Genomic DNA, 12,914 nt, shown 5'->3' with positions numbered 1-12,914 from the left:
ACCTCACCGTATGAAGCCGTTTCTTTTAAAATGCCAATGGAAAGGAAACAGGTGAATTCATGTTTGCCGATAGAGCAAAAATATTTATTAAATCAGGAAAAGGCGGCGACGGTCACGTCAGCTTCCGCCGGGAACTCTATGTTCCCTGCGGCGGTCCCGACGGCGGTGACGGCGGCGACGGCGGCGATATTATCTTTGAAGTGGATGACGGTTTAAATACCTTAAGCGATTTCCGCCAGGTGCGCAAATACGCTGCCCAGGACGGAGAACAGGGAGGCAAGAAGCGCTGCCACGGAAAAAACGGCGGCGATCTCATCGTCAAGGTTCCGGAAGGAACAGTCATCAAAGAGTTTGAATCCGGAAAAGTCATCGCCGATATGTCCGGTGAAAACCGGAGAGAAGTCATCTTAAAAGGCGGCCGCGGCGGTCAGGGCAACATGCATTACGCCACTCCAACCATGCAGGCACCGAAATACGCCCAGCCTGGACAGTCCGGCCAGGAACTCTGGGTCCAGCTGGAACTCAAGGTCATCGCGGATGTCGGTCTCGTGGGATTCCCAAACGTGGGTAAATCCACGCTGCTTTCCCGCGTCAGCAACGCCCGCCCCAAGATCGCCAATTACCATTTCACCACTCTGAATCCTCATCTGGGAGTTGTGGATATCGACGGCGGCAAGGGATTTGTCATGGCGGATATCCCGGGTCTGATCGAAGGAGCCTCAGAGGGAATCGGCCTCGGTCATGATTTCCTCCGTCACATCGAGCGCACCCGTGTACTGGTTCACGTCGTGGATGCCGCATCTACAGAGGGCCGCGATCCGCTCGAGGACATCCGGGCCATTAATAAAGAGTTGGAAGCCTACAACCCGGATCTTATGAAAAGGCCGCAGATCATTGCAGCCAACAAGACCGACGTCATTTACGCTGAGGATGAGGATCCGGTTGCAAAGCTGAAAGCTGAATTTGAACCGAAGGGAATCAAGGTTTATCCGATCTCCGCGGTCAGCGGCCAGGGAGTCAAGGAACTTTTATACGCTGTTTACGATTTGCTGCAGACGGTAGATTCTACACCGGTTATCTTCGAGAAGGAATTCGATCCGTCGATGATGATCGACGAGACGCTGCCTTATACGGTGGAGAGGAACGAGGAAGGTATCTACGTCGTAGAGGGTCCGCGTATCGAAAAAATGCTGGGATATACCAATTTAGAGTCAGAAAAGGGCTTTTTATTCTTCCAGAAATTCTTAAAAGGAAACGGAATTCTCGAAGAACTGGAAAAAGCCGGAATCGAAGAAGGCGATACTGTCCGTATGTACGGTCTGGAATTCGACTATTACAAATAGACTAATGATAAAATTGAGAAGTAATATGATGGAGGAAATATGACAAGCAAGCAGCGTTCTTATTTAAAGGGCTTAGCAATGACCATGGAGCCTATTTTCCAGATCGGTAAATCCAGCATCACGCCGGAGATTACCACCGCCATTGCGGAAGCTCTGGAAGCAAGGGAACTGATTAAGATTACGGTATTAAAAAACTGTCTCGATGACGGCAGCGCAATCGCCTCGACACTGGCTGAGCGCACCCATTCTGAGGTGGTTCAGGTTATTGGAAGAAAAATTGTCCTTTATAAACCGGCGAAAGAAGAGAAGAAGAGAAAGATCATCCTTCCATAGGTTCAGCCGGCGTAACGTAAGGAGTTACTGAATATGGGGAAAATCGGAATCATGGGCGGTACATTCGACCCGATCCATAACGGTCACCTTCGCCTCGGAGAACAGGCCTATTACGAATACGGCCTGGACCAGATATGGTACATGCCTTCGGGACAGCCGCCGCACAAAAAGGACCACCGTGTAACAGACAGCCATATACGTCTGGAGATGACCCGGCTCGCCATGGAGGGCCGCGAGGGATTTTCCTGTTCGGATTTTGAGGTCATGCGCAGCGGCAACACCTATACGTCGCAGACACTGGAAATTCTTCATGAGAAATATCCCGGCCATACGTTTTATTTCATCATCGGCGCAGACTCCCTCTATGAGATCGAGCACTGGCATGAACCAGCAAAGGTACTGGCGCAGGCCGTAATCCTGGCGGCAGTGCGGGAATATGAGTCGGCAGGCCGTTCCATGGAAACACAGATTACCTATTTGAAAGAGAAATATCAGGCTGACGTCCGCATGCTGCACTGCGGGGAGATCGATATCTCCTCTGCTGAGCTGCGCCGGATGACCGCTCTTGGTAAGTCCATTGAACCATTCGTCCCGGAGCCGGTAGCCAGGTATATTAAAGAGCATCATCTATATCAGGAGGTGGCAGAATGCAGGAAATTATTGTACATCTGAGAAACGAATTGAGCGGAAAACTGACGCCTTCCAGATACGAGCACACCATAAGCGTGTCATTTACCGCAGCGGCACTGGCCATGCGCTATGGCTGTGATTTGGACAAGGCGGAACTGGCCGGTCTTCTGCATGACTGCGCAAAACACTACAGCAATGAGACTATCATCAAAAAATGCGAGAAGCAGAAGATCACCCTGACCGAAGATGAGAAGAAGGCCCCGGCTGTCCTTCATGCGAAATACGGCGCCTGGCTGGCCGAGACGAAATATCAGATATCGGATCCGGAGGTGCTTTCGGCAATCCGGTGGCACACCACCGGACGGCCCGATATGACACTGTTGGAGGAGATTATCTTCACGGCGGATTATATCGAACCACGCCGGTATGAGGCCCCGGATTTACCTCTGGTGCGTCCGCTGGCATTTACGGATCTGAAGGAATGCATCTATCAGATTTTAAAGGATACCCTGGATTATCTGAATGGGAAAGGCTGTTATGTGGATTCCATGACGAATCTGGCATATGATTATTACAAACAGCTTCACGAGGAAAAGAGAGGAAATTAAACAATGAATCATTCTAGCGAAATGGTAAAAGCAGCTTACGCGGCTTTATCCGACAAAAAGGGCGAAGATATCCGCATCATCGATATCCGCAACGTTTCCGTTATGGCGGATTACTTTATTATAGCAAGCGGTTCCAATTCCAACCAGGTTCAGGCCATGGTAGACAACGTGGAAGAGGAACTTGGAAAAATGGGCTGTACCTGCCGTCAGGTGGAAGGTTATCAGTCTGCCAACTGGATCCTTATGGATTACGGCGACATCATCGTACACGTCTTTGACCGTGACAACAGACTCTTCTATGATCTGGAGCGCATCTGGCGCGATGGGAAGACACTGGATGTCAGTGAACTGAAATAACAGAACGAAACAGACTGGATTCAGAAGCAGGTCGAAACAAATAGAAACTGGTTAGCAAAAGCAGGAAGAGGTTGACATAAAATAATTATGTCAACCTCTTCCTGCTTCACTTTCTATTTTCCAAAATTCCGTGTTTCCGGCCGTCAGCAATGCAGTACTAGTTGATTCCCAAACGGAACAGTCCGATCACCTTTCCAAGTATCTCCAGGTGATCCACAATAATCGGATCCATCTCATCATTTTCAGGCTGAAGTCTATAGTAGCCGTCTTCTTTGTAAAAACGCTTTACTGTAGCCGAATCATCAACCAGCGCCACGACGATCTCTCCGTCGTAAGCAGTGGAGCACCGTTCCACAATCAGCTGATCTCCATCGAAGATACCGGCATTAATCATACTGTTTCCCTTTACATTCAGCATAAAGGTCTCCGCATTCGGGAGAAGCTCCACGGGGATAGGATAGTAATTCTCAATATTCTCTTCAGCCAGAAGCGGAACACCTGCGGCCACGGTACCAACGAGCGGCACGTTCACGACCTCGCGTCTCGTCAAATTAAAGCAGTCGTCGATAATCTCAATCGTTCTCGGCTTGGTGGGATCCCTTCTTATGTATCCCTTTTCCTCCAGTGTCTCTAAATGGGAGTGGACGGAAGAGGTTGACTTTAAATGTACCGCTTCACAGATCTCCCGGACAGCCGGCGGATACCCCTTTTTTAAGATTGTTTCTTTGATATATTCTAAAATTTCCTGCTGTTTCGCTGTTATCTTCTCCTGAGCCATATAACACAGCCTCCTCAATCCTTTTTCTTTCTTTTATAGTAACATATGTTCGATAAAAATGCAAACCTTTGTTCGAAAAAAGTGGCTTTCTTTCTTGACAAACATTTGTTCGAGTGGTATGATATACCCATGCAGAACAAACGTTCTTTTTGTTGCAAAAGAGTTAAAAGAGTTACAGGGGGTAAATACAGATGAAAAAATTAATGATTACGATGGCACTTGTTGTTTTGATTCTGTCGAACGTCTGCGGTCATTCTCTGATGAATGCACTGGCCGATGAAACAGAACTTCCGAAGTCTCAAAAGTATTATACCAGCATCGAGATTCAAAAAGGCGATACACTATGGGGAATCGCCGATGAATATGCCAAGAGCTGCCGCATGTCCACCACCGAATACGTCGCTGAGTTAAAAAGTATGAATGGGCTGAGGGAGGATGTGATCCATAGCGGCCAGCATCTGACCATCATGTACTGTGTGCCTGTTACTGAGGTTCTGGCAGAGAAATAGAGACAGAGTAGTAGAGACAAAGAATCAGGGGAAGAGAATCAGAGGCAGTGAACCAAGGACAGAGAATCAGAGACAGAGAATCAGGGACAGAAAATCAGAAGTAGAAGAGGGCAGATGACCGAGAGCCGTATCTTTCTGGCCCTATCCTCCATTCCTCTATCAATATAGGCAGCACCGGCTTTCATGATCTGCAATCGGGTCATGCGAGGCCGGTGTTTTTTTTGATACATTATTCCATATTTTATTTTAGATTCAGCATTTTGAGTACTTTCAGTATTTTATTTTAATTAGTACTTGACATTACATAGTAGTATGTATAATATAGTATTAAAGGAGGACTTAAAATGAATGCACAGTTTAAAAAAGGAGTCCTTGAACTGGTGGTGCTGGAGTCCGTGAGGAAGAAGGATATGTATGGGTACGAGCTGGTGGAAGAGGTATCCAAGGTCATTGATGTGAATGAGGGAACCATTTATCCGCTGCTGAAGCGTCTGACCAATGAGCACTATTTTGAGACGTATCTGCGGGAATCCACAGAGGGGCCGCCGCGGAAGTATTACCACTTGACTGCTGCCGGAGTTCTCTACCGGGAGACACTGGAGCAGGAATGGAACGAATTTCAACAGCGGGTATGTATATTTTTGAAGGAGCAGAAGGATGAATAAGAATGAATTTTTAGAAGAGTTAAACCGGCACCTCCTCATCCTTGAAGATGAGGAACAGCGGGATATTCTGGAGGAGTACTCCCAGCATATTGATATGAAGGTGGAAAGCGGATTAAGTGAGGACGAGGCCATCCGCGATTTTGGAAGTGTTAAGGAGCTGGCCGCCCAGATTCTGGAGGCCTACCACGTCAAAGCGGAATTTTCCGGTAATGCGGCAAAGGAAGTCCGGAAACTCCCTGTAAAGCCGATTGCGATTCACGGAGCCGACCTGCGTGATAAGTTCGCCCGCTTTTTCAAGAAGCTGTCTGCCGCAGCGCGGCACGGCGCCGTCTGCTGCTATGAAGCAGGAAAGGCCATAGGAAGAAAGGCTGCTTATCTGATCCTATTTCCCATACAAAAGATTCGCTCGCTGCTGCACAGAGAGGAGAAGACCGTGACCACTGATACGGAAAGAAAAAAGAGAGAACAAAGGAGAACAGCCGACAGCGGTTCCGCAAGGGCAGTCCCCGCCATGCGCACGCTGGGTCATTCCATCGTCTCCGCCATTGGAAGCTGCTTTCACGGAATCATTCGCCTCTGCCTGTGGGGCCTTAGGTGGTGCTGGAATCTGTTTATGATGTTTCTGGCCCTTTTTGGCGGTCTGTTCCTGCTGGGATCACTGTTCTGTTTCGGCATTCTGATCGTGTGGCTGTTTAAAGGATATCCCCTGACAGGGATTACCCTGGTTCTGTTCGGCACCGTGCTTTGCAGCGGTGCATTTACCTGTTTCTGCGTAAGCCTGCTTCGCATGAATAAAACGAATCATTATGAGGCGGAAGAAACCGCCGTTCAACTTACAGAGGAGGTACATGATGCGTAACTTACATAAAGCGCTGATCGCAGTTTTCTGCAGCGGAGTATTCATTACCGGAATCGGCACCGGAATTTCCTTCTCCGAATTTTCATCTTTCGCCTACTCCGGCAGGACCATGATTGGCGATGTGAAGATGACGACTGAGAATCTCGATTACTCCTTTCAGCTTCAGGAAGAGCAGAAGCTGAGAATATACGGTAATTACTATTTTCACAGACACTCGGCTGATTCCACAGAGATTTTACCGGATGAGGCCGTTCCGGAGAATACCATTCGTTTTCAGATCACCTATAACGCAAAAGCGGTTGCCCCTTATCTTCGATACTCGGATAAGGAATCGGATGACCCGTATGTAGGAATCGAGTTCGATTATCTTCTTGATGATATGGAGCTCTTTATGGCAGGTAAGGATCAGCTTCTGGAGGATATAAGGAACCGGCAGATCGGCTCTTACGACACGGTATCCGTGGAGCGCATACGCATATTCGTCAATCCGGCGTCCATCGATCTCGTCACCATGGATTAATTCTGCGGTGGATAATGAGAGGGGAAGAACAGAGTTCTCCCTTCCTTTATCCACCGTTTTAATTTTCATTGCCGTAACGGCTCTTTTACGGTAAAATAAAAGGAACTGACAACACCTATGGAGTAATTAGTATGAACACAAATCCTTTAAGGCTTAACCATCTGCTTCTCCCTTCCAATGTGCTGATGGCGCCCCTGGCCGGCTACACCTCCTGGCCCTTTCGAATGCTGTGTCAGGAGCTGGGAGCCGGCCTCTGTTTTACGGAAATGGTCAGCGCCAACGCGCTGAAATATAAAGACAAAGCCACAGAAAAGCTTTTGTACACCACCAGAGAAGAGCGGATTCGGGCCGTGCAGCTTCTTGGCTCCGATCCTGCGGTGATGGAACGGGCCGCCTGCAGCGAGGCTCTGTCCGGCTTCGACATCATCGATATCAATATAGGATGTCCGGTACCGAATATCTTTAAGAGCGGAGAGGGAAGCGCGCTTCTGGCCAATCCCAGACGGGCGGCCGCTGTCATCCGCGGCTGTAAAAAAAGCGGAAAACCGGTAACCGTAAAAACGCGTGTCGGCATCCGGCAGGACGAGCTGATTGCCGCGGAATTCACGAAGATGTGTGAGGAAGCCGGCGCTGACATGGTCTCTATCCACGGGAGGAGCCGCAGTATGATGTATGACGGCACTCCGTATTACGATCAGATCGAACAGGCAAAATCCGCCGTATCCATCCCTGTCATCGCCAACGGCGGAATCTTTTCCGACAGCGAAGCGCAGCACATGCTGGAGGCCACCGGCGCAGACGGAGTGATGATAGGCCGTTACGCTCTCCAGGACCCGTACATTTTCAGCCGTCTTACCGGCCGCAGTGTTACCGAAGACAAATACAGCCTTTTAATGGGCCAGCTGGAACTGACCTCCCGCCATTATGATGAGACCTACACACTGACTTATATAAAGAAGCTGGCTTCCTACTGCATGAAGAAGAGGAGCGGAACGAAAAAATACAAGCAGCTTCTCTATCACTGCGGCAATGTGGAAGAAATGAAACAGATATTAAAAGCAATATTCTATGAGGAGGAAGCGGACCGGAGATGAATGGAACAGATACAAATATCCCAAACAGCAGCGCAGGCTCAGAACTGGATAACAATGACGGCCTGGTCATAAAAAACGGAATTCTGGAACAATGTGAGACGCGGAACCGTTCCGTTGCCGTTCCCAGTGGCGTCCACACCATCGGAAAAGGGGCGTTTAAGGGCTGTACCTCCCTGGAGCAGATTCTTCTTCCGGATACAGTCACGGTCATCTCTGATGACGCCTTTAAGGGCTGCCGGAAGCTGACGGAGATCACGCTGCCGGACAGGCTGGACACCATCGGCAATTACGCCTTTCACCGCTGCCACAGCCTTACGGCCATCACGATCCCTGCCTCCGTCAAGGCGCTTGGCAACTGCGTCTTTCTTTACTGTGACAGCCTGGAGACTGTAAATATGCCCGGGGTTCGGTCTTTAGGCCTTCAGACATTTTTAAATGATGTCAGGCTCCGACGCATCCTGATCTCTCCGGAGCTTGATATTCAACATATCTGTGACTGTTTTACCGGATGCAGCGGTCTTCTGGATATCGCGTTTTCCGACGGGACCTCCTATCACATGGCCAATGCCGTCGCCGCCATGGCGCCCGGTTCCGACGCTCCCGAGGCTGTCCGCGCCATTGCCGCTGATATCTGCCGGATGATGGAGATACAGGATGGCGTCATCACCCGTTTTCTCACGAACTTAAAACACGTGGAACTGGCCGAAGGAATTACCGCGATCGGGAAAAGCTGCTTCTTTGATAAAAAAGGAATCATTTCCGTAAGGCTTCCCGCCAGTCTCACAGAAATCGGGAGCCGCGCCTTCCGAAACTGCATCAATCTGGAACGGGTGGAATTTGCCAGCGACCGGGTGGCCATTCACAAAGACGCGTTTAAGAACTGCTCCACGCTTCATACCATCCGCCTGGCGGACGGAAGTGAATACGAGCTTACCGGCTTAAGCGGCCAGGATGAAACGGGCGCTCCATCCATAGTCCGGGAAATCCACGCCCAGATACTGGGAAATTTCTCCATCAGCGGGACCACGCTTCTTCGGTATCGCGGAAGCGAGGAACGGGTCGTCGTTCCCGATGGAATTACCGTGATTGGCGAGCGGGCCTTTGCAGGCAATGAAGCCATTGACCGGGTTATCCTTCCGGATTCGGTGGAGATGATCGGGGAGGAGGCATTCGCAGACTGTCTCGTCCTGCAGACCATCCAGTTTCCGAAGGGAGTCAGACATATTGGAAAATCCGCCTTTGAAAACTGCGTAAAACTGATTCGGGCCATCCTTCCGGATTCTCTTATAAGCATCTGCCCATCCGTATTTAACCGGTGCCGTGTATTAAACGAAGTGCGTTTCTCCGACAGGCTCGAAGAGATCGGAGAACTGGCCTTCTACGGATGTGAGAAATTAAAAGACATTGTGCTGCCAGAGACAGTGACCGTTCTGGGCGACATGGCCTTTTACCGGTGCCTCTCCCTGCGGGATATCGTGCTTCCGTCTTCCCTGAAGGTGATCGGGCGCAACGTATTTACCCATTCCGGGATTCGAAATGCCCGGGTATTCTGTAATCCGGTTTCCTGCGGAACCGACGTATTTTCCCAGTGCGGGAAGATGAGACGGCTCACATTTGAAGACGGGGTACGGTATGTCGGAGATAAATTTGCATTCCAGTGTGAGAAGCTTGCCGTCGTCATACTGCCGGATTCGATTGAATCCATTGGAAAACACGCATTTGAAGGCAGCCGCTATCTAAAGGAGCTTCCAGCTGATAAAACGGTCTGTCACATATTGTTGGACGGCAGCGGATTCTCCGGTGACGTTGTTCTCGGAGATGAGGTTCGGGCCATTGCGGGAGGCGCTTTTTACGGGAACACGGAGCTCACCTCCATCACCCTGCCGATGACTCTGTCGCAGATTGGACCATATGCGTTTTGCGGCTGTACCAGGCTCACAGAGGTCCTTCTCCCTCCTGGCGTAAAAATCCTCGAGGAAGGCGTTTTCGCCCGCTGCACGGCCTTACAGACGGTTTCAGCAGCACAGTCTGACGGTCAGCTGACTTCGGTGTCGGCCCGCGCATTTTTAAACTGCCGGGAACTGACAGAGGTTCCTTCTCTGGAACGCTGTACTGTAGTGGGAACCAGTGCATTTTCCGGATGTGAAAAGTTAAGAGGGATTGAGGGGGGATTTCTTCAGATCGGAGACTCAGCATTTTCCGGTACGCCGTTTCTGGAAGAGCAGAAGCGGATGGGAAACGGTCCGCTTCCCGGAGCCGCCATCGTCTCCGGTATTCTGATTGACGGCTCAGGCTTAAGCGGTGACGTGACCATTCCGGAAGGCGTTGCCGGGATCGCGGACTACGCCTTTGCCGGAAATGACCGCCTCCGGTCGCTCCATTTTCCAGTAAGCTTAAAAAGAATTGGCAGCTCTTCCTTTGCAGGATGCCGGAATTTAAAGTCGGTTCATGTCTCAGCCCCCCTTGAGGAGATGGGCAGTTCCGCCTTCGAAAAATGTATCTCCCTGTCCGCTTTCTCCTGCCGGATTGCAGGAATCGGCGCCAGAGCATTTGCCTGGTGTCAAAGTCTTGAATCAGTCACGTTAGAGGAGACGGTTCTCCTGGGGGACGGTGCGTTCTGCGGCTGTTCGGCTTTAAATATATGCCGCATGGAAAATCTCCGCCGCATGGGGAGAGAAGCCTTCATCTGCTGCAAAAGTCTGGAGGCGGTTTACTTCCCTCTGGCCGAACGGATCGGTACACGGGCATTTGAGCGCTGTGACGCATTAAAAAGCATGCTGCTTCCCGCGTTGTCCGCCTTGTCCGATCATAGCTTTGAGGACTGTGGACATCTGGAGGAAATCATACTGCGTGACGGCCATAACATAGATTTTCCCGCCAGCTATGCATTTTCCGGTTGTACCGCCATGCGCAGGGTTATACTGGAGAAGACAGTGTATCAGCTTACGGGATATGAGACTCTGTTTGACCGGAAGCTGCCGGAGGCCGTCAGGCGTATCTACGGAAGTGCCTTGAGCTGTTTTAACATCGATGAGGAGCTTGCATTAACCGAATACCGGAACTGCGGCCGGTTTGTGGCCATACCTGAGGGCGTGAAAACCATCGGGGAAGACGTTTTTAAGGATCAGACACGGCTTGAGGCAGTCTCAATCCCAGATTCCGTGGAGTATATAGGCCCAAGGGCATTCGACAAGACCCCCTGGCTGGAACAGCAGCGCGCCGTCTGCGGAACATCTCCTGTTATCGTGAAAAATATAATCATTGACGCGGCCGCCTGCTCCGGCGACGTGGTAATCAGCCCTTTCGTCAAACGGATTTCGGGGTGGGCCTTCGCCAACTGTATTGATTTAACCGGAATCAGATTTTCTTCCTCCCGGACAGCGGTGGAGATACATGCGTTTCGAAACTGTATCCGGCTGAAACGCATTGTTACGGCCGATGGAAGAGAGTACTGCCTGGAGGGCCTTCCTTCACTGGACCAGGAGCTTCCGTCCATGGTAAGACAGATTTTTGAGGACTGCTGTAACTGCTTCAAGACAGACGGCTCGGGGCTGCTGCTGGAATGTACGGGAAATATAAGCCGTTTAATTCTGCCGGTGGGAATCACGAAGATCGGGCGCGGTGCATTAAAGGACAGCAACCTTCTCACCAGCATCACACTGCCAGACTCTGCCGCAGCAGTCGGAGAGTGCGCATTTGAACAGTGTAAATGGCTGGAAACGGTGAGCGGCACCTCCCGCCTCACCCGTATCGGCCGCATGGCTTTTTCCGGCTGCGTCCGTTTGAAACGGATCGAAGAGCTGCCCATGCTCCGGTCTTTGGGAGAGCGCGCATTTGAAAACTGCACCTCACTGGAGGAAATCATTTTGCCGGAAGGCATTGAGGAGATTCTTCCAGGAACCTTTTACCGGTGCCATGAGCTGAAACGGGTGGTGCTCCCGTCTACACTGAAGAGAATCGGGAAAGAGGCATTCGCCTTCTGCTATAACCTGACGGATATCACGCTGCCGGAGGGGATCGAACAGATTGGGGAAAGGGCGTTTGCCTGGTGCCGTAATCATGAAGCAGAAAGGGAGAGGCCATGAAATACAGAGATCTCGGAACAACCGGTCTGCGCGTATCGGAGATCGGATTTGGAACCATTCCCATATTAAGCGGCAATGTTCCGGTTCTTCCAGGCTATTACAGCCCTGATACAGAAGGGGCTGTCGCCGTCATGGAGCACGCCTGGAGACTCGGATGCAATTTGTACGATACGGCCATTGTCCCGGAATATGGAGATGCCGAACTGAAGCTGGGAGCATTTGCAAAAAAAATCGGCCGCGATAAGATCGTCATCTCTGATAAAGCCCGGTTCTATACCGGCAATGAGATGTATCAGGCTGTTCTTGAATCGACAAAGAACCTGGGAACTTCACCGGACATTTATTTTTCCCATCAGGTGGATCCGGATCACGAAGACCAGGTTTTTGGCCGGTACGGCGCCGTTGATGCTCTGGCTGAACTGAAGGCCGAGGGGAAAATTCGCTTTACAGGCATTGCCTCCCATTACTACGACATCCTCTTAAGAGGAGCAAAGGATGTCCGGATCGATGTGCTGCAGGGAAGCGGCAACATTCTGGAACGCGGTATGCTGGACCGCATCGAAAGAGAGCCGCTTTTCAGGCAAAAGGGATTTCTGGTTAATAAGGTATACGCCGCCGGGATTCTGCCTTCCTTTTTCCCTGTAAAGACACTGATTGAAGGGGTTCTTACTTATCCGGTTTCCTGCGCCCTGATCGGACTCGGGACAGTGGAAGAAGTAAACGCAGCCGCAGCCGGGGATACGGTCCCGGAACGCCCCGATTTTCAAAGAGTGCTCACCGTCCTGGGAAAACGTTACGAGCCGATTTCCTGCGACAGGTGCCAGCGGTGTACCTGCCCGCATGGAACGGAAATTCATACAGTCTTCCGGCAGTATCACTACTTTTTTCTGGGAAAGGATTACTGGGCCCTCAGAAAGCTTGATCTGGGAATAGAAGAGAGCGCGGCGGCCTGCAGAAGCTGTACCATTCTGTCCTGCATAAAGCAGTGTCCCCACAAGCTTCGTATTCCGGAGATTATGCAGCAAATCGAGAGGCTGACAAAGATACATATCAGAAACTCTGTGATTTAGTAAAAGAAAACAGATTGAGCCAATTAATAAAAGTACCTGATACCGCAGACCGGTTACACGGAT

At 50.5% G+C, this 12,914-nt stretch carries 13 protein-coding genes; 12 read left to right on the top strand and 1 reads right to left on the bottom strand.

The genetic code is table 11. The annotated features are described in order from the left end of the window. The first annotated feature begins 59 nt into the window (after nucleotides 1–59). The 5 genes from obgE to rsfS are packed head-to-tail and all read left to right on the top strand — an operon-like array spanning nucleotide 60 to nucleotide 3,271. On the top strand, nucleotides 60–1,343 hold the full coding sequence (gene obgE, locus H8S75_RS13315; RefSeq protein WP_187022042.1) for a GTPase ObgE: 1,284 nt from the start codon (nucleotides 60–62) through the stop codon (nucleotides 1,341–1,343). Between the two features lie 39 nt (nucleotides 1,344–1,382). Continuing rightward, entirely contained in the window at nucleotides 1,383–1,676 is a 294-nt protein-coding gene (gene yhbY / locus H8S75_RS13310; RefSeq protein WP_055652764.1) for a ribosome assembly RNA-binding protein YhbY, read from the top strand. A 33-nt stretch (nucleotides 1,677–1,709) separates the two neighbouring features. Continuing rightward, a complete protein-coding gene (gene nadD, locus H8S75_RS13305; protein ID WP_187022041.1) occupies nucleotides 1,710–2,348 on the top strand; it encodes a nicotinate-nucleotide adenylyltransferase in 639 nt (212 codons plus the stop codon). Further along, nucleotides 2,324–2,914 (top strand): bis(5'-nucleosyl)-tetraphosphatase (symmetrical) YqeK, encoded by a 591-nt coding sequence (gene yqeK / locus H8S75_RS13300; RefSeq protein ID WP_187022040.1) that lies wholly within the window; start codon nucleotides 2,324–2,326, stop codon nucleotides 2,912–2,914. Before nadD ends, yqeK begins: the two co-directional genes overlap by 25 nt. Before the next feature lie 3 nt (nucleotides 2,915–2,917). Beyond that, nucleotides 2,918–3,271, top strand: a complete 354-nt coding sequence (gene rsfS, locus H8S75_RS13295) for a ribosome silencing factor (RefSeq protein ID WP_002604072.1) — start codon at nucleotides 2,918–2,920, stop codon at nucleotides 3,269–3,271. Between the two features lie 157 nt (nucleotides 3,272–3,428). Here rsfS and lexA read toward each other — a convergent pair whose 3' ends face one another. Continuing rightward, nucleotides 3,429–4,049, bottom strand: a complete 621-nt coding sequence (lexA, locus tag H8S75_RS13290; RefSeq protein ID WP_110323267.1) for a transcriptional repressor LexA — start codon at nucleotides 4,047–4,049, stop codon at nucleotides 3,429–3,431. Nucleotides 4,050–4,240: 191 nt separating this feature from the next. Here lexA and yneA point away from each other — a divergent pair, with 191 nt between their 5' ends. The 7 genes from yneA to H8S75_RS13255 all read left to right on the top strand — a co-directional run bounded on the left by yneA (nucleotide 4,241) and on the right by H8S75_RS13255 (nucleotide 12,851). Beyond that, complete coding sequence (gene yneA / locus H8S75_RS13285; RefSeq protein WP_187022039.1) at nucleotides 4,241–4,558, top strand: cell division suppressor protein YneA; 318 nt, start codon at nucleotides 4,241–4,243, stop codon at nucleotides 4,556–4,558. A 344-nt stretch (nucleotides 4,559–4,902) separates the two neighbouring features. After that, nucleotides 4,903–5,223 (top strand): PadR family transcriptional regulator, encoded by a 321-nt coding sequence (locus H8S75_RS13280; RefSeq protein WP_055652769.1) that lies wholly within the window; start codon nucleotides 4,903–4,905, stop codon nucleotides 5,221–5,223. Continuing rightward, nucleotides 5,216–6,082, top strand: coding sequence for a DUF1700 domain-containing protein (locus tag H8S75_RS13275; protein WP_187022038.1), 867 nt, complete (start codon nucleotides 5,216–5,218; stop codon nucleotides 6,080–6,082). Before H8S75_RS13280 ends, H8S75_RS13275 begins: the two co-directional genes overlap by 8 nt. Further along, nucleotides 6,072–6,602: a hypothetical protein gene (locus H8S75_RS13270; RefSeq protein ID WP_187022037.1), complete on the top strand. Its 531-nt coding sequence runs from the start codon at nucleotides 6,072–6,074 to the stop codon at nucleotides 6,600–6,602. The genes H8S75_RS13275 and H8S75_RS13270 overlap by 11 nt, the downstream gene beginning before the upstream one ends. Before the next feature lie 131 nt (nucleotides 6,603–6,733). Next, nucleotides 6,734–7,696 (top strand): tRNA dihydrouridine synthase, encoded by a 963-nt coding sequence (locus tag H8S75_RS13265; RefSeq protein ID WP_187022036.1) that lies wholly within the window; start codon nucleotides 6,734–6,736, stop codon nucleotides 7,694–7,696. After that, nucleotides 7,693–11,781 (top strand): leucine-rich repeat domain-containing protein, encoded by a 4,089-nt coding sequence (locus tag H8S75_RS13260; RefSeq protein ID WP_187022035.1) that lies wholly within the window; start codon nucleotides 7,693–7,695, stop codon nucleotides 11,779–11,781. The genes H8S75_RS13265 and H8S75_RS13260 overlap by 4 nt, the downstream gene beginning before the upstream one ends. After that, nucleotides 11,778–12,851 carry an aldo/keto reductase gene (locus H8S75_RS13255; RefSeq protein ID WP_187022034.1) on the top strand — a complete coding sequence of 358 codons (1,074 nt, stop codon included), beginning with the start codon at nucleotides 11,778–11,780 and terminating at the stop codon, nucleotides 12,849–12,851. The genes H8S75_RS13260 and H8S75_RS13255 overlap by 4 nt, the downstream gene beginning before the upstream one ends. Nucleotides 12,852–12,914: the final 63 nt, after the last annotated feature.

Origin of the sequence: Hungatella hominis, assembly GCF_014288005.1 — a bacterium.
Classification (GTDB): Bacteria; Bacillota; Clostridia; order Lachnospirales; family Lachnospiraceae; genus Hungatella; species Hungatella effluvii.
This window is presented reverse-complemented; position numbering and strand designations above follow the sequence as displayed.

Coding starts and splice junctions, on each gene's coding strand:
- obgE (WP_187022042.1), top strand. CDS start 60: ATGTTTGCCGATAGAGCAAAAATATTTATTAAATCAGGAAAAGGCGGC.
- yhbY (WP_055652764.1), top strand. CDS start 1,383: ATGACAAGCAAGCAGCGTTCTTATTTAAAGGGCTTAGCAATGACCATG.
- nadD (WP_187022041.1), top strand. CDS start 1,710: ATGGGGAAAATCGGAATCATGGGCGGTACATTCGACCCGATCCATAAC.
- yqeK (WP_187022040.1), top strand. CDS start 2,324: ATGCAGGAAATTATTGTACATCTGAGAAACGAATTGAGCGGAAAACTG.
- rsfS (WP_002604072.1), top strand. CDS start 2,918: ATGAATCATTCTAGCGAAATGGTAAAAGCAGCTTACGCGGCTTTATCC.
- lexA (WP_110323267.1), bottom strand. CDS start 4,049: ATGGCTCAGGAGAAGATAACAGCGAAACAGCAGGAAATTTTAGAATAT.
- yneA (WP_187022039.1), top strand. CDS start 4,241: ATGAAAAAATTAATGATTACGATGGCACTTGTTGTTTTGATTCTGTCG.
- H8S75_RS13280 (WP_055652769.1), top strand. CDS start 4,903: ATGAATGCACAGTTTAAAAAAGGAGTCCTTGAACTGGTGGTGCTGGAG.
- H8S75_RS13275 (WP_187022038.1), top strand. CDS start 5,216: ATGAATAAGAATGAATTTTTAGAAGAGTTAAACCGGCACCTCCTCATC.
- H8S75_RS13270 (WP_187022037.1), top strand. CDS start 6,072: ATGATGCGTAACTTACATAAAGCGCTGATCGCAGTTTTCTGCAGCGGA.
- H8S75_RS13265 (WP_187022036.1), top strand. CDS start 6,734: ATGAACACAAATCCTTTAAGGCTTAACCATCTGCTTCTCCCTTCCAAT.
- H8S75_RS13260 (WP_187022035.1), top strand. CDS start 7,693: ATGAATGGAACAGATACAAATATCCCAAACAGCAGCGCAGGCTCAGAA.
- H8S75_RS13255 (WP_187022034.1), top strand. CDS start 11,778: ATGAAATACAGAGATCTCGGAACAACCGGTCTGCGCGTATCGGAGATC.